The following is a 20,490-nucleotide window of genomic DNA, read 5'->3' as shown; positions in this document are numbered from 1 at the left end:
ATCGGTTCCGTTCAGCGACGCCCCGCGACACACAGACCGATCGCCGCCAGCAGCAGCACGGCAGCGGTCGGTTCGGGCGCCGCCGCGCCCGATGGCGAGGCCGGCGCCGCGCCGGTGTAGTTGGCCACCCAGAGGGCGTAGTCCTGTTGGTCGACGCGGAAGTCGCGGTTCGCGTCGGCGGCGACCGGATCGAGCTCGCCGCCAGTCTGGCCCAGCGTGTCGCGCCACAGCGTGTAGTCGGCCGCGTCGGCGTGGCCGTCGCCGTTGTAGTCGCCGGTCAGGTAATTCGGGCCGCCGATGTTCGTCAGCAACGGCGTGCCGTAGGGCGCCCCACGGTTGCTCTCGATCCGCGGGGGTTGCGGCGGCGGGGTCGCCGGGTTGCCGTCGTCCGACGGGTGCGGGTCACCCGACTGACGGAAATCCACGGGGCCGTCGAGGCTGTCAACGACGCCCGCCGCGCCGGACCCGGGGTTGTCGGTCAGGTTGGAAACGTGCCAGTCCGCGGTGGTCTGGCCGGTCGAGTTGCCCCATCGAGCGATGTACTCGATCTCGTACTCGATCAGCTCGAATTCCGCCCCCTCGGGGATGTTCGGCGTGAAGCCCGGCGGCAAGAAGATATCGCCAACCCCGAAATTGACTTGCGCGTACAGCCGGCCGAACTCGGTCTCGTCGACCTCGCCGAACACGCCGATCGAGTCGAGGATCGACCAGCCGGGCCGGCCCGTCGGCTCGTCGAGTCCGTCGTTTCCCTCGTCCAAATCGAAACCGAGCAGCGGCGCCTCACCGGCGTCGTTGCGGATGAGCATCGCCGTGAAGCCGCTGTTCTCGATGGCGCCGGTCGTCGGTGCGTCGAGGCCCGACACGAGGTCCGACGCCCCGATCGTGCTCCCCTCGGCGCCGGGATCGTTGTTGCCGAAACCGGGGAACGCCGAGGGGCCGCTCCCGGGCTTGTTGGGTCCTTCGTTGACCAGGTGCGTGGCGCCTTCAACGAGCTGCGCGCCCGAGTAGCGGTTGAACTTTTGCTGCAGGGTCAAGAAGCCGTTGGCGCCGAGGCTGTAGGCGCCGAGGTCGAAGATGTTCTCGATCACGCCCGCCTCGCCGGCCCCGGCGCTGTCGAGCTCGTTCTCGAGGAAGATCAGGTAGTGGTTCGCCAGCGATTGGTCGGCCGCGCCGCGGAGTTCGATGAACTCGTCACGCAGGTCGGTGCCCGCCCCGCCCGGGTCGAAGAAGATCTCGTTGATGTAGACCTGGCCCAGCGCGGCCGGGGCGGCTGCGAGGATGAAGAGAAGGGCGTGCAGGCCCGCGGCGGGTGTTCTCATTCGGAGCGGCAAAGGTCGAAAACTAAAAGATGAAAAGCCAACCACGTGATTCAAGACGGCCGCCGCCGCGGCGACAGGGGCGCCGCCAGCAGCACGAGCAGCACCGAGCACGGCTCGGGGATCGCCTGCACCGTAATCGAGGTCAGTCGCGCCCCGTTGCCCGCCTCGGTCGGGCCGAACTGGGCGCCGAGCTCGGCGTAGGTGAGCAGGAACTGCTCGCCGGCTTCAAACGGGATCGAGAGGCCAATGGCGTCGTCGTCGTAGAGGGCGTCCTCCAGTAAATAAACGACCTGGCCAGACACCGCGCCCGCGGCGATCGCCGAGTCGACCGCCCCCGGCGCCGAGACGTTCGCCGCCGAGTCGAAGAACGTGACACGCTGGCCGTTCTCGCCAGTGAGGACGAAGTGCTCGAGCGACTCGTCCTTCACGCCATCGAAGTTCAGCCGGGTGATCCGGCCGGGCTTGTCGAACGAAAAGGTGATCGATTCGCCCACGCCGGCCAGCGGTGTGGCGCCGGCGAGCACGTCGAACTTGTCGATCTCGTTCCCCGATACGCCGGCGATCGGCCGGCTGTCGACGCCCAGGCCTGCCCGCCCCGCCTCGTCGAGCAGCGCGCCGTCGGGACCGGCGGCGATCTGCAGCGTGACCCCATCGGCCAACGCCTCGCCGGTGGCGACGCCGACCAGGCCGTTGGCGCCGGAGCCGAACTGGAAGGTCGCAGCGAGCGAGGGCGCCGCGGCCAACAGCATCGCGGCGGAATGGATCAATCGATGCATGGACGGAGAAAATTAAGCGTCAAGGAACATGTGTCACGGAGCGACGCGGCGCCCCACCGGATCATTCCCCGGCGAGGGCGCCGCTAGCTTCGCGAGCCTCAAGAGGACCAGCCGCTCAACGGCGCGACCGACCAAGCGACAGGGCGGCCATCGCGAGGCCGGCCAACGCGACCGCCGTCGGCTCCGGAACACGCCCCGGCGAACCGATCATCGTGATGGTCGTGCCGGGGGGGAGGGCGAGGTTCTCGTTGACGAAGGCCGCCGACTCGTAGGCGCCGTTCACCCCGATGCTCGACAGGGCGATCGGGCCGTCGCCCGTGGGGTCTTCGAACGTGGCCACGTCGCCGCTGGCCGAGTAATCGAACGAGGCGATGATCGAGCCGTCGCCCAGCAGAAGGTTCGCTTGGTCGCCGCCTTGGCCGAGGTTGCCGCCGCCGTTGGTGAGGCCGACGCGGATGCCGCCGCCCCAGATCGCGGCGAACTCGCTGAGCGAATCCGCGAACGTTTCGTCCGCCGGCTCGCTGTCGGTCAGGAACACGGCCGACTCGCCCGGCGCGAGGATGAACGAGTCTAGCTGTCCGCCGCTCTCGATGGTCGGGTTCTCGTCGTCGTAGTACAGCGTGCCGGTATCGCCGGGCATGTCGCCGAAGTTGGTGACTTCCAGCCAGTCGGCGGCGCCGTCGGGACCCGAAAGCCCCGTCCACAACTCGGTGATCTTAAAAATAGGGTCGGCGCTAGCCGCCGAGGCGGTCGCCGCCAGCACGGCGCAGCTCAACAGGGTGCTCAGACGCATTAGACACGCTCCAGGGTGGGAAACGACGCCCCGCACCAACCGGCCGAGGCGGCCACGTGGGCGACACCGAGACCGCCGCCGCCGTGATCGAAGGCCCGGGAGTATCGTTCCCCGCCCCGTCGAGCGGGTTAACGGACCATTAAGAGTGCGCGTAGATTCCGCGAAACGACCGGGTCAGCTGGCGGTGACGCCCGCCCGCCCCTCCCGTTCGCCGCGGTACGCAGCCGGCCATTGGAAAGGTCCTTTCGGGGACTCCGTGGGTCACCTCGGACAAGCGCGGAGTCGGACCTCAACTCGGACAACCACAACGGGGGGCGCGAGCGAGACCTATCGATCCAGAATCACCCCTCAGAATACAGCGTGGTGAGCCCGCTCTTGTCGAGCCCGAGCCGAGGGAATTCCACCAAGCAAAACCCGGGGGGACCAAACTAAAGCCAGAGCCAGCCGAGAAAGGCGCGCCCTGCAGCGGTCTTTTCCGCCGCCTGTTATCGACGCGCCGACACGAGCAGCGCCGCTAGAGTCGCCGCGACCGCAAGGCCCGTCGGCTCGGGAACGGCCGCGGCGCCGGCCGCCGCGCCGTAGGCGCCGGCCCACAGGGCGTGCGCGTCGCCGGTGAGGGTGGCGCCGAGCCCGTCGCGCCAGACGGTGTAGTCCGCCGCGTCGACCGAGCCATCGAGGTTGAAGTCGCCGGGCAGGTTCGCCAATCCGGCGAGCCGCTCGGGCGGCGCGACGTCGACATGGAGGTGGTTGCGGTGCCCGCCCGAGTCGTCGTAGTAGAGGGAGGTCCCCGGTCGCGCGGCGCGGACCCCGTCGAGGATGTCTCGGTTCGAGGTGATGAAACGGGCCACGCCCCCACGCTCCGGCCCGCCGGCGGCGCCCGCGTCGACAAAGGCGACCGCCGTGTCGATCACGCCCTGCTCGGCCGCGCTGATCGCGCCGTCGCCGAAGTTGTGCGTGGGGTAGTCGACGTGCAGGTCGATGTCCATGCCCGCGCGGTGCGTGCCGTGGTAGGCCGCCGACCCGTATCCATCCCTGGTCGACATGCCGTTCATCAGCTGCGTGACGCCCGTGGCCGCTTTGGCGGCTGCCGAGCCGGCTTCCATCAATTCGATCGCCCAACTCGTGCCGAACCGCTCGATCTGCGGAGTGCGGCCGGTGCGTCCGCTGCCGTCGGAGTCGAAACTCGGCAGCAGGTCGAAGTCGCCGATCATCCGCTCGACGCTGAACGCAGGCGGGTAAGGCTGCGGATCGGGGTCGATCAATTCATCCCACGTCGGCGCGTTCGCCGCGTTGAGCCACGCAGCCGTGTTCGGGCCGACGATCCCGTCGACGTCGGACTGCCGCGTGTTGACGCCGCCCACGACCGCCGCTTGGAAGGTCCGCAGCGCCTCGTCGGTCGTGGCCCCCAAGTCGCCGTTCACCGTGACCGGGCCGCCCCCCCTGCGTGCGAAACCAAGGTAGCGCAGCCGCTGCTGCTGCTGGGCGACATAAAGTGGATTGTTCGCCGCGCGGCCCAGCCGTTCTAAGCTCTGCTCGACGGCCCCGGGACCCGCGCCGGTGAAGCCGGGCTGCACCGTGACCGAGAAGGTCTTGGTCTCTCCGCTCACCCGCACGCTGCCGGTCAGTTTGCCCTGAAACCCGCGGGCCGTCGGGTCGGAGTCGCCGAGGTCCGGCCGGTCGAAATCCGGGTTGGCGAGCACCCACAGCCGCCCGCCCGAAGCGAAGTCCCCCTGGTCCAGGTCGTCACTGCTCAAGGCGGCGTGCCCGAAGAAATTGTCCAGCGCAAGCCCCGAGAACGTGGCGCCTGCCGGCACGCCGGGCAGCGACCCGAAGTCGAGCAGGATGGCGTCGCCCGATCGGCCGTAGAAGTCGAAGTCGGCCGCCGCAGCGGCCGAACAAAGGACCGCCAGCAAAGTCGGCGCAAGTGTCGCTCTGGGCATCTTGTTTCCTCGGCCTGGTCTCGGGTCCGCCGCCCATTCTACCCGGCGACACGTTCGACCGGTCTCGGAACGCCGCGGCGCGTTCTCATCTTCGCGCGAAAGGGGGGCAGTGCAGCGGCGGCCCAGCCGGCGTACGCTCCGCAAGTGGGCGCGCCGGGGCCTCGTTCCGCACACAGCTCGAAGCGCTGACCGCGGGCGAGGGGCCCGTTGAGGCAGCGATACCCGCGTCGATCGCGACTTGGCGATTAACCCGGCGAGAACCCCGAGCGAGAGGATGCCTCAACCGCCCCGCGGCTCGCTACGCTCGAGGAGCACGCGCACCGGCAATTCGAATCCCGGCAGGAGGTCCGGTCGATAGACTTCGTTCTCGCCGTAGGCGGTCACTGTCTCGCCCTGGAAGACCGTGAGCCGACGGGCGAAACGGTCCAAGACCCAGTACTCCTTCACGCCGGCTGCGAGGTACTCGCGGCGCTTGTCGACGTAGTCCCGCCGGCGGTCGCGCGCTGTTCCGGAGACGAACTCAATCGCAATCGTTGGAACATCGGCGTTGGGGTCGAACGCCTCACCGACGCCGACCCAGATCGCGCGGTCAACACGGCGACGGTTGTCGCCGCAGACAACGTCCTGTTCGGGCAGTGTGGCGTCGACCCGATTCCCGTTGGGATGCTCTTCGCGGTACTTGTTTAGCAAGTACGAAAGATAGTCGTTGGGCGATCGTTCACCAAATCCGGGTGGCGGCAGCACAACGAGGACTCCGTTGACCAGCTCGTAACGATAGCGGTCGTCCCACTCTTGCGTCGCGTCATACTCCCCGGGCGTCATCAAGACCCCGTTCGATTCGGGACCGATGAGCGACGGCGCGGCGGAGGCATCCAGGGCGGGCACGGCGGACTCTTCTCCTAAGGCGGATTGGTCCTCAATTATCGGCCGGCCATCGCCCCCGGTCAAAGCGAATCCCGGCTTTCACTCCTCGTCCTGCCGCAGGCTCGCCAGCACGCTGTAATCTTCCAGCGTCGAGGTGTCGCCGACCGCTTCGCGGCCCGCGGCGATGTCTTTCAGCAGGCGGCGCATGATCTTGCCGCTGCGGGTCTTCGGCAGTGAGGCCGTGAAGCGGATGTCGTCTGGCTGCGCGAGCGCGCCGATCTCCTTCCGCACGTGCTGCTTCAGCTCGGCGCGGAGTTCGTCGCTGGGGGCGGCGGTCTTGAGCGTGACGAACACGGCCACCGCCTCGCCCTTGAGCTCGTGGGGGCGGCCGACGGCCGCCGCTTCGGCCACGGCAGGGTGGCTCACCAGGGCCGACTCGATCTCGATCGTGCTCAGCCGGTGGCCGGACACGTTCAGCACGTCGTCGATGCGGCCCATGATCCAGTAGTAGCCGTCCTCGTCGCGTCGCGCGTTGTCGCCGGCCAGGTACTTGCCGGGGACCTTGGACCAGTAGACTTCCTTGTAACGCTCGTCGTCGCCCCAGATGCCGCGGAGCATCCCGGGCCACGGGTGGGCGATCGTGAGCATGCCGCCCTGGTTGGGGCCGACCGCTTGGCCCGACTCGTCGACGATCTCGGGGATGACGCCCGGCAGGGGCTTGGTGCAGCTGCCCGGCTTGGTGGCGATCGCGCCGGGCAGCGGCGACATCATGATGCCGCCGGTCTCGGTCTGCCACCACGTGTCGACGATCGGGCAACGCTCGCCGCCGATCTTCGTGTGGTACCACATCCACGCCTGGGGGTTGATGCCCTCGCCGACGGTGCCGAGCAGGCGGAGGCTCGACAGGTCGTGCTTCTCGACGTGCTGGTCGCCCCACTTGATGAACGCGCGGATGGCGGTCGGCGCGGTGTAGAAGAGCGTGACCTTGTGCTTCTCGACGATCTCCCAGAAGCGGTCCTCGGCCGGGTAGTTCGGCGCCCCTTCGTACAGCACGCAGGTCGCGCCGGCCGCCAGCGGGCCGTAGGTGATGTAGCTGTGGCCGGTGATCCAGCCGCAGTCGGCCGTGCACCAGTAGACGTCGTCCTCGCGGTGGTCGAAGACCCACTCGAAGGTCTTCTTGGCCCACAGGTTGTACCCGGCGGTCGTGTGCTTGATGCCCTTGGGTTTGCCGGTGCTGCCCGACGTGTAGAGGATGAACAGCGGGGCCTCGCTGTCCATCGGCTCGGCGGGGCAGTCTTCGGAGGCCTCGCGCATCAGGTCGTGCCACCAGTGGTCGCGGCCGGGCTCCCAGTGGACCGCCTCGTTGACCCGGTCCAGCACGATGCAGTGCTTGACGGTGGGGCTCTTCTTGAGCGCGTCGTCGACGGTCTGCTTCAGCGGCAGGGCCTTGCCGCGGCGCCAGCCCGCGTCGGCCGTGATGATCGCCACGGCGCCGGCGTCGTTGTTCCGGTCGGCGATCGCCTCGGCCGAGAAGCCCGCGAAGATCACCGAGTGCACCGCGCCGATCCGCGCGCAGCCGAGCATCGCGACGACCAGCTCGGGCGTCATCGGCATGTAGATCGAAACGCGGTCGCCCTTGCCGATGCCCAGCTTCTTCAGCGAGTTGGCGAACTTGGCGACCAGGGACCGCAGGTCCGAGTAGCTCAGCACGCGGGTGTCGCCCGGCTCGGCCTCCCAGATGATCGCCGTGCGGTCGCCGCGGCCCTCGGCCACGTGCTTGTCGACGCAGTTGTACGACGCGTTGGTCTTGCCCCCGACAAACCACTCGGCGACCGGCTCGTTCCAGCGGAGCGTTTCGGTGAAGGGCTCGAACCAGTGCAGCTCTTCGCGGCCGACCTGCTCCCAGTAAGCGACCGGGTCCTCGGCCACTTTGTTCCAGAGGGCCTCGTAATCCTCGAGCGACTTGATCCGCGCCTGCTCGGCGAAGTCCTTTGGGGGCGGGAAGAGCCGCTCCTCGTGCATGACGTTGTCGATCGCGCCGCTAGATGCCTCGGCCATCGCTGCCTCCGCCCCGCGTGGCGGGGCCGCTATGAAGGAGTTTCGGTTCGGTGAGAAGGGGGGCTCGGGAGGGCCGCTGCGGGGCCGCCCGAGAGCCCAGGAGTCTATCGCCCCGGCGGGCGGCACGCCAACTCGGTGCGCGACGGCGCTGGCCAGCCTGCGCCTTGTCAATTACGGTTGGGGACGCCTCTTCAAGTCACCTCCGGAAGCTTCTCCGATGATCCGAAAGTTGCTCGCGTCGCTGCTCGTGGTGGGTTGTCTCTTGCCGTCTGCGCCGGCGCTAGCGGCCGGGGGCCTGATCGCCGCACGGCTGCGGTGCGAGCACCGCGAAGACCCGCAAGGCGTCGATCGCGAGCAGCCGCGGCTGAGCTGGATCGTTGCGTCCGACGAGAGAGGCCAGCGGCAAACCGCGTATCAAGTCGTTGTCGCGTCGTCCCGGCGGCAGGCCGCGCGGGGCGAGGGTGACCTGTGGGACAGCGGCAAGGTCGACTCGGACAAGACGCTCGGCGTGCGCTACGAGGGCGCCGAGCTCAAGCCGCACCAGCCCTGCTACTGGGCCGTGCGCGTGTGGGACGCGTCGGGCGAACCCTCCGAGTTCAGCCCGCCGGCACGCTGGACCGTGGGCGTGCTCTCAGCGGAGGACTGGCGCGCCGAGTGGATCGGGTACGACGCCCCCCGCGACGACGAGCCCGCCCTGCCGCCGACGCGGCTGCTCCGCACCGAGTTCACGCTCCGCAAGCCGGTCAAGCGTGCGATCGCCTACGTGACGGCGCTCGGGTTGCCCGACGTGTGGCTGAACGGCAAGCGGCTCACCGACGACTACTTCATCCCCGGCTGGTCCGACTACACCAAGCGCGTGTACTACCGCGCGTACGACGCGACCCGCCTGCTCCGAGAGGGAGAGAACGCGGCCGGCGTCGAGCTCGCCGACGGCTGGTACGCGGGGCACGTGGGCATGCCGCGCAACGACGAGCACCGCGACCGCTACGGCGAGTCGCCGCGCTTCGCGGGCCAGCTCTTCGTCGAATACGACGACGGCTCGACCGACCTGCTCACCACCGGTGATGGGTGGCGCGTTTCGACCGGCGGCACGCGCGCGGCCGACCTGCTGATGGGCGAGACCTACGACGCCCGCCGCGCCCCCGACGGCTGGACCGAGCCGGGCTTCGACGACTCCCAGTGGGCCGACGCCGACGTCGGTTGCGAGGCCGACCCGGCCGTCGAGTGGCACCCGGGCCAGCCGGTGCGGGAGATCGAGACCTTCACGCCCGAAGCGATCACCGAGCCGGAGCCGGGCGTGTACGTGCTGGATCTCGGGCAGAACTTCGCCGGCGTGCCGCGGCTGCGTTTGCCCCTGGCCGACGGCCAGCGGATCGAACTCCGCCACGCCGAGCGCCTGAACCCGGACGGCACGGCCTACTTCACCAACCTCCGCGCGGCCAAGGCGACCGACGTTTACGTCGCCGACGGACGGGGCGTGCAAGTGTGGCAACCGCGTTTCACCTTCCACGGCTTCCAATTCATCGAGGTCCGCGGCCTCGACCGCAAGCCCGAGCCGGGCGAGGTGCAGGGAGTCGCGCTGTCTAGCGCCACGCCGATGGTCGGCAGGTTCGGCTGCTCCGACCCGATGCTCGACCGCCTGGTGAAGAACGCGTACTGGACGCAGCGGGCCAACTTCATCGACGTGCCGACCGACTGCCCGCAACGCGACGAGCGCCTCGGCTGGACCGGCGACGCCCAGGTCTACGTCGAGACCGCCACCCGCTTGGCGGACGTGCAAGCGTTCTTCGACAAGTGGCTCGTCGACCTGACCGACGCGCAGCGTGGCGACGGCCAATTCCCCTGCGTCGCACCGCTGGTGTGCGTCTCCGACGACGGCGGCCCGGCTTGGGCCGACGCGGGCGTCATCTGCCCGTGGACGATCTACCAGACGTACGGCGACCTGGAACTGCTCCGCCGGCAGTACCCGTCGATGAAGCGCTTCGTCGATTTCATGGAAAGCCGCAGCAAAGACGGCGTGCTGCCGCCGGACGAGTTCCACACGTTCGGCGACTGGCTCAGCATCAACGCCGACACGCCCAAGCCCGTCATCTACATCACCTACCACGCCTGCTCCGCGCGGCTTCTCGCCGAAGCGGCCGAGGCCCTCGGACACGAGGACGACGCCGAAAAATATCGGAAGCTCTACGAGCGGATCAAACAGGCGTTCAACGAAGAGTTCGTCGACGACCAAGGCCGCGTCCGCGGCGACACCCAGACCGCCTACGTGCTGGCGATCGCCAACGACCTGGTCGACGGCGAGCGGCTCGAGCAAGCGGCCGATCACCTGGTCGACGACATCGACGGGCGCGGCGCCCTGTCGACCGGCTTCATCGGCACGAAGGACCTGATGCTAGTTCTCTCGAAGATCGGTCGGGACGACGTGGCGTTCGATCTGCTGCACAACGAACAGTTCCCCTCCTGGGGCTTCTCGATCAAGCACGGCGCCACGAGCATCTGGGAACGATGGGACGGCTGGACGCCCGACAAGGGGTTCCAGAACCCCGGCATGAACTCGTTCGCGCACTACTCGTTCGGCGCCGTGTACGGCTGGATGGTCCGCACGCTCGGCGGCATCCGCGGCGACGAGCCCGGCTTCGGCCGGCTCGTCATCGCCCCGAAGATCGACCCGCAACTCCAGTGGTGCCGCACGCGGTACGACTCGGTCCGCGGACCGATCGAGACCGACTGGCGCAAAGAAGGCGGTCGGTTGGTCACCCGCCTGATCGTGCCCGCCAACACCACCGCGACCATCGAGCTCCCCTGCGACGACGCGGCCGGAGCGACCGAGTCGGGTCAGCCGCTAGACGCCGCCGAAGGGCTCTCCGACGTGCTGCCCGGCGACGGCGTCGTTCGCTTCACGGCCGGCGGCGGTGTGTACGATTTCTCGACCCCCTATTCGCCCTGATGGGCAGGCTTCGGGCCACGGGCCCCAGGCTTCGGGGCGACACGCAGCAGCGATTTCCTTAAGCCCGAAGCCCGAAGCCGAGCGCAGCCCGATGGACGTCCCGTCGCCCGAGAAGTCGTCGCGAGGCCACTCCAACCGCCGCCACCCCCAGGCGGTCGACAAGCTCGGCCTCGCCCTCCCGGTCACCGAGGCAGACGTCAAGCAGGCGTACTTCCGGAAGGCGCAGAAGGCCCACCCCGACCACGGCGGCAACGCCGAGGAGTTCCGCGAGGTGCAGGAGGCCTTCGAAGAGGCCCTCCAATTCGCGAAACGCAACGGCAAACGCCTGCCCTGGATCGGCGCGCAGATCGAGCAGTACGTGGCCCAGACCAACGCCGTCGAGCTGGTCGAGTCGCTCGGCGGTCGGGCGTACGTCGAGCGGCTGGATTGGCTCAACGAGACAATCGGCGACGACTTCGCCCAACTCGCCGACCGCCTCAAGTCGATCGACCTGGCCCTCAGCGCCGCCACGGACGCCGACCTGGCCCGCGTCCTCGGCAAGCCGAGCGACCTGCCCTACCTGGAAACGCTCAACCTGCGCGACACGGCTGTCACCGACCAGCTCGCGGAGCGCCTGCACCGGCTGCCGAGCCTGCGGATCGTCGACCTCCGCGGGACGAGGTTCTCGCAGCGAGAGCGCCGCCGGCTAGCCAAGAAGCCCGGCGTGGAGCGTGTCGAGGGCCTAAGCCGTTGGGGCGGCTGGTTCGGGGGGTGAGGACAAGCTGTCAGGACGCCTTATCCGCCTGCCCCAGCTGTCGGCGGCGGGTCGGCCGCACGTCGACGCCGGATTTGGTGATTGAGTCGAGCGTCGCCGCGTCACGCGGCAGAACCGACAGCGAGCCCTCGGTCTCCATAACCACGGCGTCGACTTTCTCGGGCTCGGACAACCCGCTCTGCCGCATCGCAGCGAGCACCTCTTCGCGGGTGACGCGCTGCTTGCGCAGCGCGTCGTCGAGGTACTCCCCGCGGAAGTACAAGAGCGTTGGCTCCGCCTTGATCACACTGCGATACCAATCGGACCTGACAGCGATCGACGTGTTGACCAACTGGAGGACGATCAGCAGGCCCAGGGCGGTGACCCCCTGGGCGAGAGACACTTGGCTCGACGTGAGAACCGCCGCTAGGACCGAACCGAACGCGACCGTCACGACGAAATCGAACGCATTCATCTTCGAGAGCGTCCGCTTGCCGCTCAACCGGAGCAACATCACGAGCGCCGCGTAGGCCAGCGTCCCGACGATCAGAGTGCGGAGGACGGGCTCCCACCCGTCGAAGATCATCTTGAAGTCAGGCATGCCCCACGGGCCTGCAATCCGCGTGCGAACCGGCCGGTGCTGCCTTGCTGGGCCGGGGCTGGACGCCGCACGACCACCGTGCGGTTCGCCGACGATCGTGTTGGCTCAAGCGTCGGCGGTCTTGTCGCCGGTCGACTCCGCCGTGGGGGCGGGCTTCGCCTTGCGCTCGGTGGCGGTGCCCGGCACGATCCGGGGCTGGGGGCTCGCCTTCTCGACGATCTCGGCGAGCTGCTCCGCGTCGATGACTTCCTTCTCGAGCAACGCCTCGGTGATGGCCTCCAGCGCCGGCCGGCGGGTCGAGAGGATCCGCCGCGACTGCTCGAGCGCCTCGTCCATGATGCGCTTCACCTCTTGGTCGATCTCGCGCGCCGTCTGCTCGCTGTGCCGGCCCGAGGGCGCCGAGTCGTCGCCGAGGAAGCCCTTGGTCCGCTCCCGGTACGTGACGCGCCCCAGGCGGCTCATGCCGTAGTCCATCACCATGCCGCGGGCGGTCTCGGTCGCGCGGTCCAGGTCGTTGCTGGCGCCGGTGCCGACGTCGTCGAAGATCAGCTCCTCGGCGAGCGTGCCGGCGAGCATCACCTGAAGGTTGCTCTCGAGCTGGGTCTTCGTGATCATGTAGCGGTCGTGCTCGGGCCGCTGCTGCATGTAGCCCAGCGCGCTGAGGCCGCGGGGGATGATCGACACCTTGTGGACCGGGTCGGTGTTCGGCAGCGAGTACGCGACCAACGCGTGACCCGCCTCGTGGACGGCCAGCCGGCGCTTCTCCTCCTCGAGCATGATCCGGCTCTTCTTCTCTAGCCCGATCGCGGCCCGCTCGACGGCCTCGAAGAACTCCTCCTTCCCGACCATCTCCTTGCCGTTGCGCGCGGCCAACAGCGCGGCCTCGTTGACCATGTTCGCCAGGTCCGCGCCGACGAAGCCGCTGGTGATGCCCGCCAGGGCCTCGACGTCCACGTCGTCCGAGACCTTGATGTTTTGCAGGTGCACCTGGAGGATCTGCCGCCGGCCGGTCACGTCGGGGCGGTCGACCAGCACGTGGCGGTCGAAGCGGCCGGGCCGCAGCAGGGCCGGGTCGAGGGTCTCCGGGCGGTTGGTCGCGCCCATGATGATGATGCCGCTGTTGGTTCCGAAGCCGTCCATCTCCACCAGCAGCGCGTTGAGCGTTTGCTCGCGCTCGTCGTGGCTGCCCATCTGGCCGGCGCCGCGTGTCTTGCCGAGCGCGTCGAGCTCGTCGATGAACACGATGCAGGGGGCCTTTTGCTCGGCCTGCTGGAACATGTCGCGCACGCGCGCGGCGCCGACGCCGACGAACATCTCGACGAAGTCCGACCCGCTGAGCGAGAAGAACGGCACGCCCGCCTCGCCGGCCACGGCCTTCGACAGGAGCGTCTTGCCGGTGCCGGGGGGGCCGACCAGCAGCACGCCCCGGGGGATCCGCCCGCCCAGGCGCTGGTAGCGCTCGGGGTTCTTGAGGAAGTCGACCACCTCGCGGAGCTCGTCGCAGGCCTCGTCGATGCCGGCCACGTCGTCGAACGTGACCTCGAGGTCCTCTTGAGCGTAGAGCTTGCCGCGGCTGCGGCCGAACGCCATAGGCGAACCGGCCCCGCCGATCCGCCGCAGCATGTAGATCACCAGCGCGACGAGCAGGCCCATCATCATCAGCGACGGGAGCCAGTTGATCAGCGGGTTCGCCGGCTGCGCCGCGCGGTAGGGCAAGCCGTTCTCTTGCAGCAGCTTGCCCACGCTCGGCATGTTCGGGTTCAGGTTGACCCGGAACGGGACCGACTGCTCGGTCACGCCGGTGGCGGAGTCGGCGTCGGCCGTTTGGATCGCGGGAGGCTCGTCGGCCGTTTCGCTCTGGGCGGCTTCGGCGACAGGCTCGCCGATCGGCTCGGCCGTGCGGACCTGCGCGCCGCTGGGCAGGACCTGGCGGGTCACCTTGCCGGTCACGCTCTCGTACCCGACGACCAGGTCCGAGGGGTTCGACAAGCGGACTTGCCGCTCGGGCGACTTCGTGCGGTCGACGTACACGATCCAGCCGGGCCCCGACATCGGGTCGTCCGGCGACGGCTCGGCCTCGGACGGCGTGTCCCCTTCGGCCGGCTGCTGGCGGAGGGTGGCCGCCTCGGCACGCACGAGCCGCTCGAACTCGTTGTACGGCAGCTCGACCGCCCCGGCGCCGCCGAACAGCGTCACCACGAGCATCAGGATCACGAACAGCGCCAGCAGGTACCAGACGAAGCTGACCGGTTGGTTGCCCGGCTTCTTCCCGTCGCCGCCCCGCTTCTCGGCATCGGGCTTGCTTGGTTGAGGCTTATCCATATCGAGCGGGGCGACGGAGTAAGGCGGTGGGGATGGCGGCTGGCGCGGCTGGGTGCGCGTCGCTCCGGCGGCGACGGCTGGTATCACAACGCACCCGCCGGCTTGGCGGTTCAGGCCCGGCCGCCCAGCTCGGCTTGTTCGCACCGGCTCGGCGGCGGTAAGCTTTCGGTTTCCGTTGCGTTGCGGCGTCGGCCGCAAACGCAATCCTAGCAACATTTTAGTGACTACGCCCGATCGGCAAGCCGGGCCCCCAGGGGGCCCGGCGGCAAATCACCGGCCCCCAGCGCCGGACAACCCGTTCGATCCGGCCTTCCGCCCCTTCCCCACCGCCTCGGACGCCCCCCGAGGGCGCCCCCGCCCATGGCCAAACGCGCCACCCGAGCCGCGTCGACCCGCCGCGTGGCGGTGCTGGGATCGACCGGCAGCGTCGGTCGTAGCGCGATCGATGTGATCCGCTGCAGCCACGGCCGCCTGAAGGCCGCCGTGCTGTCGTCGCACACGCGCCTGGACCAACTGATCGAGCAGGCGATCGAGCTGAAGCCCGACTTCGTCGTGGCCGCCGACGAGCAAGCGGCCGCCGAGCAAGATTGGAAGGGCTTGCCCAGCAAGACCAAGCTGCTGGTCGGCCCCGAAGGGCTGGAGGAGGCCGCCTGCTGCGACAGGGTGGACGTCGTGCTCGCCGCGATCGTCGGCGCGGCGGGCGTCCGTAGCACGATGGCGGCGCTGGAGCGCGGCAAAACCGTCGCGCTCGCGAACAAAGAGACCCTGGTCACCGCAGGACCCGTGGTGCGGAAGTGGCTCGACGAAGCCGCCAAACGCGAGCCCAAAGCCCCGCCCCGCCTGCTGCCGGTCGACAGCGAGCACAGCGCGGTCTTCCAGTCGCTCGCGTGCGGGCGCGCGGACGAAGTCGAGCGGATCGTGCTCACCGCCAGCGGCGGGCCGTTCCGCACCTGGGCGCGGGACCAGCTCGCTCAGGTCACGGTCGACGAAGCGCTGGCGCATCCCACCTGGGACATGGGGCCGAAGATCACAATCGACTCGGCCACCATGATGAACAAAGCGCTCGAGATCGTCGAAGCCAGGTGGCTGTTCGACTTGCCGGCCGAGAAGATCCGCGTCGTGATCCACCCGCAGAGCGTCATCCACTCGATGGTCGAATTCGTCGACGGCTCGGTCGTCGCGCAGCTCGGCCCCCCCGACATGCGTTTGCCGATCCAGCACGCGCTGGAGCACCCCCGCCGTCGGCCCGGTCCGGCGCAGCGGCTCGATTGGACCAAGCAGCACGAGCTCCGCTTCGAGCCGGCCGACTTCGACCGCTTCCCCGCCCTGGAACTCGGCTTCCAGTGCGCGCGCGACGGCGGCACCTCCGGCGCGGTGCTCAACGCGGCCAACGAAGCGGCGGTCCAGTCGTTCCTCGACGGCGACCTCCACTTCACCGAGATCGTCCCCGCGTGCCGCAGCATCCTGGAAGCCCACGACTTCGAGCCCGACCCGTCGCTGGAGCGCCTCGAGGAGCTCGACCGCTGGGCCCGCGAAGAAGTCCTGACCTGGGTATGTGCCTGAAACAAGGGAGGAGCGGGGTGAGGAAAGAGGGATGAGGGCTCGCTAAGCGACCGTGGCCATCTAGAAATTCCGCATTCCGAATCCCGAACTCCGCATTCCCTCGTCCCCCCTCCCTAGCCCCCGTCCCTCCCCTAAATGGACACCCTGCTCGCCATCCTGCAAGTCGCCATCGGCTTGGGCCTCGTGATCTTCGTCCACGAGCTGGGGCACTTCCTAGTCGCCAAGGCGTGCGGCGTGCGGTGCGACAAGTTCTTCATCGGCTTCGACATCGGCGGCCTCAAGCTCAGCCGCAAGTGGGGCGAGACCGAGTACGGCATCGGCGTGCTGCCGCTGGGCGGCTACGTGAAGATGTTCGGACAAGAAGACAACGCCGGCGCGATCGCCGAAGAGATCGCCAGCTCAAAAGTCACCGAGGGCGACCCCGACGCCAAGCCGATCCGTGGCCCCGGCGGCGAGACCGTTTGGGTCCACAAGCGGAGCTACCTAGCCAAGAGCGTGCCGCAGCGGATGGCGATCATCTCGGCCGGCGTGATCATGAACGTGCTGTTCGCGATCCTGCTGGCGTTCATCGCGTACGGCGTCGGCGTGCCCACCGTGCCGGCCGCTGTCGGCTCGACAGTCACAGGCGGGCCGGCTTGGAAGGCGGGCCTCGGGACCGGCGACCGCCTGGTGCGGATCAACGATATCGAGAACCCCTCGTTCGAAGACCTGTCGCGCACCGTCATCCTCGGCGACCTGTCGCGCGGAGTCGAGTGCGTCGTCGAGCGCCCGGACGGCGCGACCGAGCAGATCACGCTGCTGCCGGAGAAGTCGGAGCTCGCGCCGCAGGTCGGGATCGGACCGACCAACCGCCTGCGTTTGCCCGAGGAGGACTTCCTCGTCCCGCACACGCCGGCCGCCGCGGTGGGCGACAAGGGATTCGCCGGCGGCGACCAGGTCGTCGAGATCGACGGCGAGCCCGTCGCCACCTTTGCCGAGCTGACTTCGGCGCTCGAGGCCAAGAAAGAACAGCCCGTCACGATCACCGTCGTCCGCGGCGGAAAAGCGCCCCTGAAAGACCCGTTCGGGCCCCTCACCGGCGGCGAGCGGGTGTCGTTCGAGGTCGGACCCAACCCCCGCGAGCGCCTGGGGATCATCCCGGTGCTCGGCCCCGTGGCGGCGCTGCAGCGCGAGGGGCCGGCGGAGCAGGCGGGCCTCCAAGAAGGCGACACGATCACCGCCCTCGACGGGGTCGCTATCGGCGCCGCGCCCGACGGCGACGAGACCCTCGACCCGACGCGGCTAGAAGACCGCTTGCTCGCCGCCGCGCGGCGCGGCGAGTCGGTCACGCTCGGCGTCGACCGCGACGGTGCGGCGATCGACATCACGGTGCCGCCGCGGGTGAACACCGCGCGAACCGGCCCCAGCGTCGAGGCGCCGATGATGGCGCTCGATTCGATCGGCGCGGCCGTCGTTCTCGAATCGCAGATCGCGGCGATCCAGAGCGGCAGCCCCGCGGCCGACGCCGACCTCCGCCCCGGCGACCGCATCAAGTCGGTCCGCTTCGTCCCCGACGACGAGGCCTCTGCCGACCTCGCCCGCGAAGCGCTCGACCTGTCCGCCGCGCCGCACTGGCCCACCGTGCTGATGCTCATCCAGGACCAGTCGAGCGGCTTCGTCGTCGAGCTAGAGATCCAGCGCCCGGCGCCGTCGGCCGGCGCGGAGTCGGAAGCCGGCGCCGAGCCCGAGGCCGCGGTGCACACCGTGAAGCTCACGCCCAAGCCGGCCGAAGGAGAGTACTCGCCGACACGGGGCTTCGCGCTCACCCGCCTGAAGCAGCTCCGCACCGCCGACTCCCTCGCCGAGCAAGCGGAGCTGGCCGTCGACGAGACCTTCGACCAGCTCACCGCCGTGCTGAGCTTCCTACGGAAGATCGGCGGGCAGGTGTCGGTCAAGGCGCTCGGCGGGCCGATCGAGATCGCCAAGCAGGCCGGCTACGCGGCGTTCGAGGGCTTCGGATCGCTGTTGATGATGCTCGTGATGCTCAACGCGAACCTGGCGATCCTCAACTTCTTGCCAATCCCGGTCCTCGACGGCGGCCACATGGTGTTCCTGCTATGGGAAGGAATCACCGGGCGGCCGGTCAACGACAAGGTCGCTATCGCGCTGCAAACGGTCGGCCTCTTGCTGTTGCTGAGCCTGATGCTGTTCGTCACGAGCAACGACATCATGCGGCTGTTTTAGCCGCTTCGCGGCCGGCCTCGGGCTTCGGGCTTCGGGCTTCGGACTTCGGACAATGGCGCGGCGCGAACGAGTCGTTCCGCTTGTGTCTTAATCGGAGCCGAGGGCACGAGCCCTTGGGGCGGGGCACAAACCGGCTCGGGGCCGCCAATTTCCCGCCGGCGCCGGCGAACTACCTCGGGAAACCTCCTTCGAGGGACGATCCCGATGAAAGATGACCTATCCCGGCAAGACGCGGTGAACCGGTCCGAGTGGGCGAACCCGGCCAATTGGCGTTGGGGGATCTATCGCAGCCCGCGTGACTCGCGGGTGTGGGTCCCCAAGAAGCCCAAGTGGGCCGGCTGGACCCTCAATTTCGCCCACCGAGCGAGCTACTGGTGGCTGGCCGCGCTGCTCGCTCCGGCGATCTTCGCGCTGGTGGTCGTTGCCCTCATCGAGTGGACCTGACCCGCCGTGGCCGCCCGCGGCGGGCATCCCGGTTGCCACCGCGGCGGCGGATCGCTAATTGAGGGCGCCACGGTCCTCTGTGAACCCCCGCCTGCTTGATGCGTCCCGGCCCGCTTCCGCTGCTTGTGTTGCTAGCGCTCGGCGTGCTGGCTGCGGGCGCGGCTGCGCAAGCGCCGGCCCTGATCGGCCCGACGGGACACAACCCCTACCGCGAGCTGCTGCCACTCCCACCGCCGGCCCCGCCAGGACCGCCCCCGGGCCCCTCCGCGGCGGCCGAGCCGGCGGCCGCCGACGCGCTGCCGCCGCCGGGAGAGAGCGTCCCGCCGGCTCCGGCTGAAACGGCGCCCGCCGTCGTCCAGCCCGCCGTCGCCCAGCCCGCTGTCGCCCAGCCCGATGTCGCCCAGCCCGCTGTCGCCCAGCCTCCGGCGGCCGAAGCCCTGGGACCGGTCGTCGAGGCCGAGCTTGCGCCCGACATCGCCGCGGCGCCGACGGTCGAGGAGCCGATCTTGCACTGGTACCAGCCCGCGTATTGGTTTGGGCCGACGCCTTGGGATTCGGGCATCGAGTTCGGCCTGAACGGCTCGAGCGGCACCAGCGAGTCGCTCAGCTTCCGCGGCGGCGGCTTCATGAAGCGCAAGGCCGACGACTACAAGTTCGACGCGTCGCTCTACTACAACAAGACGCACTCCAACGGCGTCGAGGTGCAGAGCAACGCGCTGCTCGACACCCGCTACGACTGGCTCTTCGACGACTCCCCCTGGACGCTGTTCGTCATGAGCCAGACCTTCTACGACGAGTTCCAGGCGTTCGACGTCAACTTCAACGTGAACACCGGTTTCGGCTACACGTGGTTCGACGAGGAGTGGACCAAGCTCACCACCAGCATGGGCACCGGCGCCTCGCGCGAGTTCGGCGGCCCGGGCAGCGAGTGGGTGCAGGAGGCCAGCTTCAGCGTCAACTACGAGCTGAAGTTCGCCGACAACCACCGCTTCTACGCGAAGGCGGACTACTTCCCCGAATGGGAGAGCTTCGGGAACTACCGTGTGTTGGCCGATACGGGGCTGCAGTTCTCGCTGCACGAACCCTCTAACCTGAGCCTCAAGCTCTCCGCGACCGACCGCTACGACAGCGACCCGCAGGGCGTGGCGCCGCACAACCTGAACTACTCGGCGCTGTTGATCTGGAAGCTGTGACCGCCGGCCGCCAGGGGATTGGCGGCTGGTCGCTAGTCGCCGGCGCCGGCCGCGACGCGCCGCCCGCCGGCGCTCGGGCGGAGCACGCGGTAGAGCCACACCAGGAGCATGCCGCCGACGACCACCGCTCCGATCCAGCCCAGCAGCGATTGGAACCAGCCCGAAGCGTCGCCCAGCAAGTAGCCGGCGCCGGCCAGCAAGGCGTTCCACAGCACCACGCCGATCGTGGTAAAGAGGAAAAACGTGCCGAGGGGCATCTCGGTGAAGCCGGCGGGCAAGCTGATCAGCGTGCGGACCCCCGGCACGAGCCGCCCCACCAACACGGCCGCGGCGCCCCACCGGTCGAACCAGTCGATCGCGCCGGCCGCCTCGTCGCGGTCGGCGCCGAGCCAGCGGCCGTGGTCGCGGCACCAGCGGAGCACCGACTCCCTGCCGAACCACCGGCCCAGCAGGTACCACGGCACGGCGCCGATGATCGCCCCCGCCGAGCCGGCGATGATCACGCCGACGAGGCTCATCTCGCCCTGCTTCGCGCGCAGCCCCGCCGCCGGCATGACGACCTCCGAAGGGATCGGCGGGAAGATGTTCTCGATGACCATCAGCGCGATAACGACCGCGTAGCCCCACGGGCCGTCGACGCTGTTGAACCATTCCTTCATCGGTTTCCCTCGTTTTGTCCTGCTGCTAAGCGCGGGTCGAGCGCCGGCGGTCGAC

At 69.1% G+C, this 20,490-nt stretch carries 15 protein-coding genes; 6 read left to right on the top strand and 9 right to left on the bottom strand.

Annotated elements, in window-relative coordinates; all coding sequences use genetic code 11:
* Window positions 1-11 precede the first annotated feature (11 nt).
* From RIC11_RS17440 to acs, 6 genes are all read right to left on the bottom strand, one after another.
* The gene (locus tag RIC11_RS17440) at window positions 12-1,319 is read right to left on the bottom strand and encodes a dockerin type I domain-containing protein (RefSeq protein ID WP_350213545.1); all 1,308 of its coding nucleotides are present in this window, start codon (window positions 1,317-1,319) and stop codon (window positions 12-14) included.
* Window positions 1,320-1,369: 50 nt separating this feature from the next.
* The gene (locus RIC11_RS17435) at window positions 1,370-2,095 is read right to left on the bottom strand and encodes a hypothetical protein (RefSeq protein ID WP_350213544.1); all 726 of its coding nucleotides are present in this window, start codon (window positions 2,093-2,095) and stop codon (window positions 1,370-1,372) included.
* A 115-nt stretch (window positions 2,096-2,210) separates the two neighbouring features.
* On the bottom strand, window positions 2,211-2,888 hold the full coding sequence (locus RIC11_RS17430) for a lamin tail domain-containing protein (RefSeq protein WP_350213543.1): 678 nt from the start codon (window positions 2,886-2,888) through the stop codon (window positions 2,211-2,213).
* 485 nt (window positions 2,889-3,373) lie between these two features.
* Window positions 3,374-4,828 carry a peptidoglycan-binding domain-containing protein gene (locus RIC11_RS17425; protein ID WP_350213542.1) on the bottom strand — a complete coding sequence of 485 codons (1,455 nt, stop codon included), beginning with the start codon at window positions 4,826-4,828 and terminating at the stop codon, window positions 3,374-3,376.
* A 279-nt stretch (window positions 4,829-5,107) separates the two neighbouring features.
* Window positions 5,108-5,713 (bottom strand): Uma2 family endonuclease, encoded by a 606-nt coding sequence (locus RIC11_RS17420; protein WP_350213541.1) that lies wholly within the window; start codon window positions 5,711-5,713, stop codon window positions 5,108-5,110.
* 78 nt (window positions 5,714-5,791) lie between these two features.
* Window positions 5,792-7,750 carry an acetate--CoA ligase gene (gene acs / locus RIC11_RS17415; RefSeq protein WP_350213540.1) on the bottom strand — a complete coding sequence of 653 codons (1,959 nt, stop codon included), beginning with the start codon at window positions 7,748-7,750 and terminating at the stop codon, window positions 5,792-5,794.
* A 217-nt stretch (window positions 7,751-7,967) separates the two neighbouring features.
* Between acs and RIC11_RS17410 the strand changes: the two genes are divergently transcribed.
* On the top strand, window positions 7,968-10,697 hold the full coding sequence (locus tag RIC11_RS17410; protein ID WP_350213539.1) for a family 78 glycoside hydrolase catalytic domain: 2,730 nt from the start codon (window positions 7,968-7,970) through the stop codon (window positions 10,695-10,697).
* A 91-nt stretch (window positions 10,698-10,788) separates the two neighbouring features.
* A complete protein-coding gene (locus RIC11_RS17405; protein WP_350213538.1) occupies window positions 10,789-11,451 on the top strand; it encodes a DnaJ domain-containing protein in 663 nt (220 codons plus the stop codon).
* Between the two features lie 10 nt (window positions 11,452-11,461).
* On the opposite strand, the gene RIC11_RS17400 is transcribed toward RIC11_RS17405, so the two are convergent.
* Window positions 11,462-12,031, bottom strand: coding sequence for a DUF421 domain-containing protein (locus tag RIC11_RS17400; protein ID WP_350213537.1), 570 nt, complete (start codon window positions 12,029-12,031; stop codon window positions 11,462-11,464).
* Between the two features lie 105 nt (window positions 12,032-12,136).
* Entirely contained in the window at window positions 12,137-14,353 is a 2,217-nt protein-coding gene (gene ftsH / locus RIC11_RS17395; protein ID WP_350213536.1) for an ATP-dependent zinc metalloprotease FtsH, read from the bottom strand.
* A gap of 360 nt (window positions 14,354-14,713) precedes the next feature.
* On the opposite strand from ftsH, the gene dxr reads away from it, so the two are divergent.
* From dxr to RIC11_RS17375, 4 genes are all read left to right on the top strand, one after another.
* Complete coding sequence (gene dxr / locus RIC11_RS17390; RefSeq protein WP_350213535.1) at window positions 14,714-15,916, top strand: 1-deoxy-D-xylulose-5-phosphate reductoisomerase; 1,203 nt, start codon at window positions 14,714-14,716, stop codon at window positions 15,914-15,916.
* Window positions 15,917-16,051: 135 nt separating this feature from the next.
* Window positions 16,052-18,139, top strand: coding sequence for a site-2 protease family protein (locus tag RIC11_RS17385; protein ID WP_350213534.1), 2,088 nt, complete (start codon window positions 16,052-16,054; stop codon window positions 18,137-18,139).
* A gap of 204 nt (window positions 18,140-18,343) precedes the next feature.
* Window positions 18,344-18,583, top strand: a complete 240-nt coding sequence (locus tag RIC11_RS17380; protein WP_350213533.1) for a DUF5808 domain-containing protein — start codon at window positions 18,344-18,346, stop codon at window positions 18,581-18,583.
* A gap of 98 nt (window positions 18,584-18,681) precedes the next feature.
* Window positions 18,682-19,776: a DUF481 domain-containing protein gene (locus RIC11_RS17375; protein WP_350213532.1), complete on the top strand. Its 1,095-nt coding sequence runs from the start codon at window positions 18,682-18,684 to the stop codon at window positions 19,774-19,776.
* Window positions 19,777-19,808: 32 nt separating this feature from the next.
* On the opposite strand, the gene RIC11_RS17370 is transcribed toward RIC11_RS17375, so the two are convergent.
* Window positions 19,809-20,435 carry a DedA family protein gene (locus RIC11_RS17370; RefSeq protein WP_350213531.1) on the bottom strand — a complete coding sequence of 209 codons (627 nt, stop codon included), beginning with the start codon at window positions 20,433-20,435 and terminating at the stop codon, window positions 19,809-19,811.
* Window positions 20,436-20,490 lie beyond the last annotated feature (55 nt).

Origin of the sequence: Botrimarina sp., from assembly GCF_040219535.1 — a bacterium.
GTDB lineage: Bacteria > Planctomycetota > Planctomycetia > Pirellulales > Lacipirellulaceae > Botrimarina.
This window is presented reverse-complemented; position numbering and strand designations above follow the sequence as displayed.

Bases quoted from the DNA above. Each gene is read 5' to 3' on its own strand.
- RIC11_RS17440 (WP_350213545.1), bottom strand. From the start codon at position 1,319: ATGAGAACACCCGCCGCGGGCCTGCACGCCCTTCTCTTCATCCTCGCA.
- RIC11_RS17435 (WP_350213544.1), bottom strand. From the start codon at position 2,095: ATGCATCGATTGATCCATTCCGCCGCGATGCTGTTGGCCGCGGCGCCC.
- RIC11_RS17430 (WP_350213543.1), bottom strand. From the start codon at position 2,888: ATGCGTCTGAGCACCCTGTTGAGCTGCGCCGTGCTGGCGGCGACCGCC.
- RIC11_RS17425 (WP_350213542.1), bottom strand. From the start codon at position 4,828: ATGCCCAGAGCGACACTTGCGCCGACTTTGCTGGCGGTCCTTTGTTCG.
- acs (WP_350213540.1), bottom strand. From the start codon at position 7,750: ATGGCCGAGGCATCTAGCGGCGCGATCGACAACGTCATGCACGAGGAG.
- RIC11_RS17410 (WP_350213539.1), top strand. From the start codon at position 7,968: ATGATCCGAAAGTTGCTCGCGTCGCTGCTCGTGGTGGGTTGTCTCTTG.
- RIC11_RS17405 (WP_350213538.1), top strand. From the start codon at position 10,789: ATGGACGTCCCGTCGCCCGAGAAGTCGTCGCGAGGCCACTCCAACCGC.
- RIC11_RS17400 (WP_350213537.1), bottom strand. From the start codon at position 12,031: ATGCCTGACTTCAAGATGATCTTCGACGGGTGGGAGCCCGTCCTCCGC.
- ftsH (WP_350213536.1), bottom strand. From the start codon at position 14,353: ATGGATAAGCCTCAACCAAGCAAGCCCGATGCCGAGAAGCGGGGCGGC.
- dxr (WP_350213535.1), top strand. From the start codon at position 14,714: ATGGCCAAACGCGCCACCCGAGCCGCGTCGACCCGCCGCGTGGCGGTG.
- RIC11_RS17385 (WP_350213534.1), top strand. From the start codon at position 16,052: ATGGACACCCTGCTCGCCATCCTGCAAGTCGCCATCGGCTTGGGCCTC.
- RIC11_RS17380 (WP_350213533.1), top strand. From the start codon at position 18,344: ATGAAAGATGACCTATCCCGGCAAGACGCGGTGAACCGGTCCGAGTGG.
- RIC11_RS17375 (WP_350213532.1), top strand. From the start codon at position 18,682: ATGCGTCCCGGCCCGCTTCCGCTGCTTGTGTTGCTAGCGCTCGGCGTG.
- RIC11_RS17370 (WP_350213531.1), bottom strand. From the start codon at position 20,435: ATGAAGGAATGGTTCAACAGCGTCGACGGCCCGTGGGGCTACGCGGTC.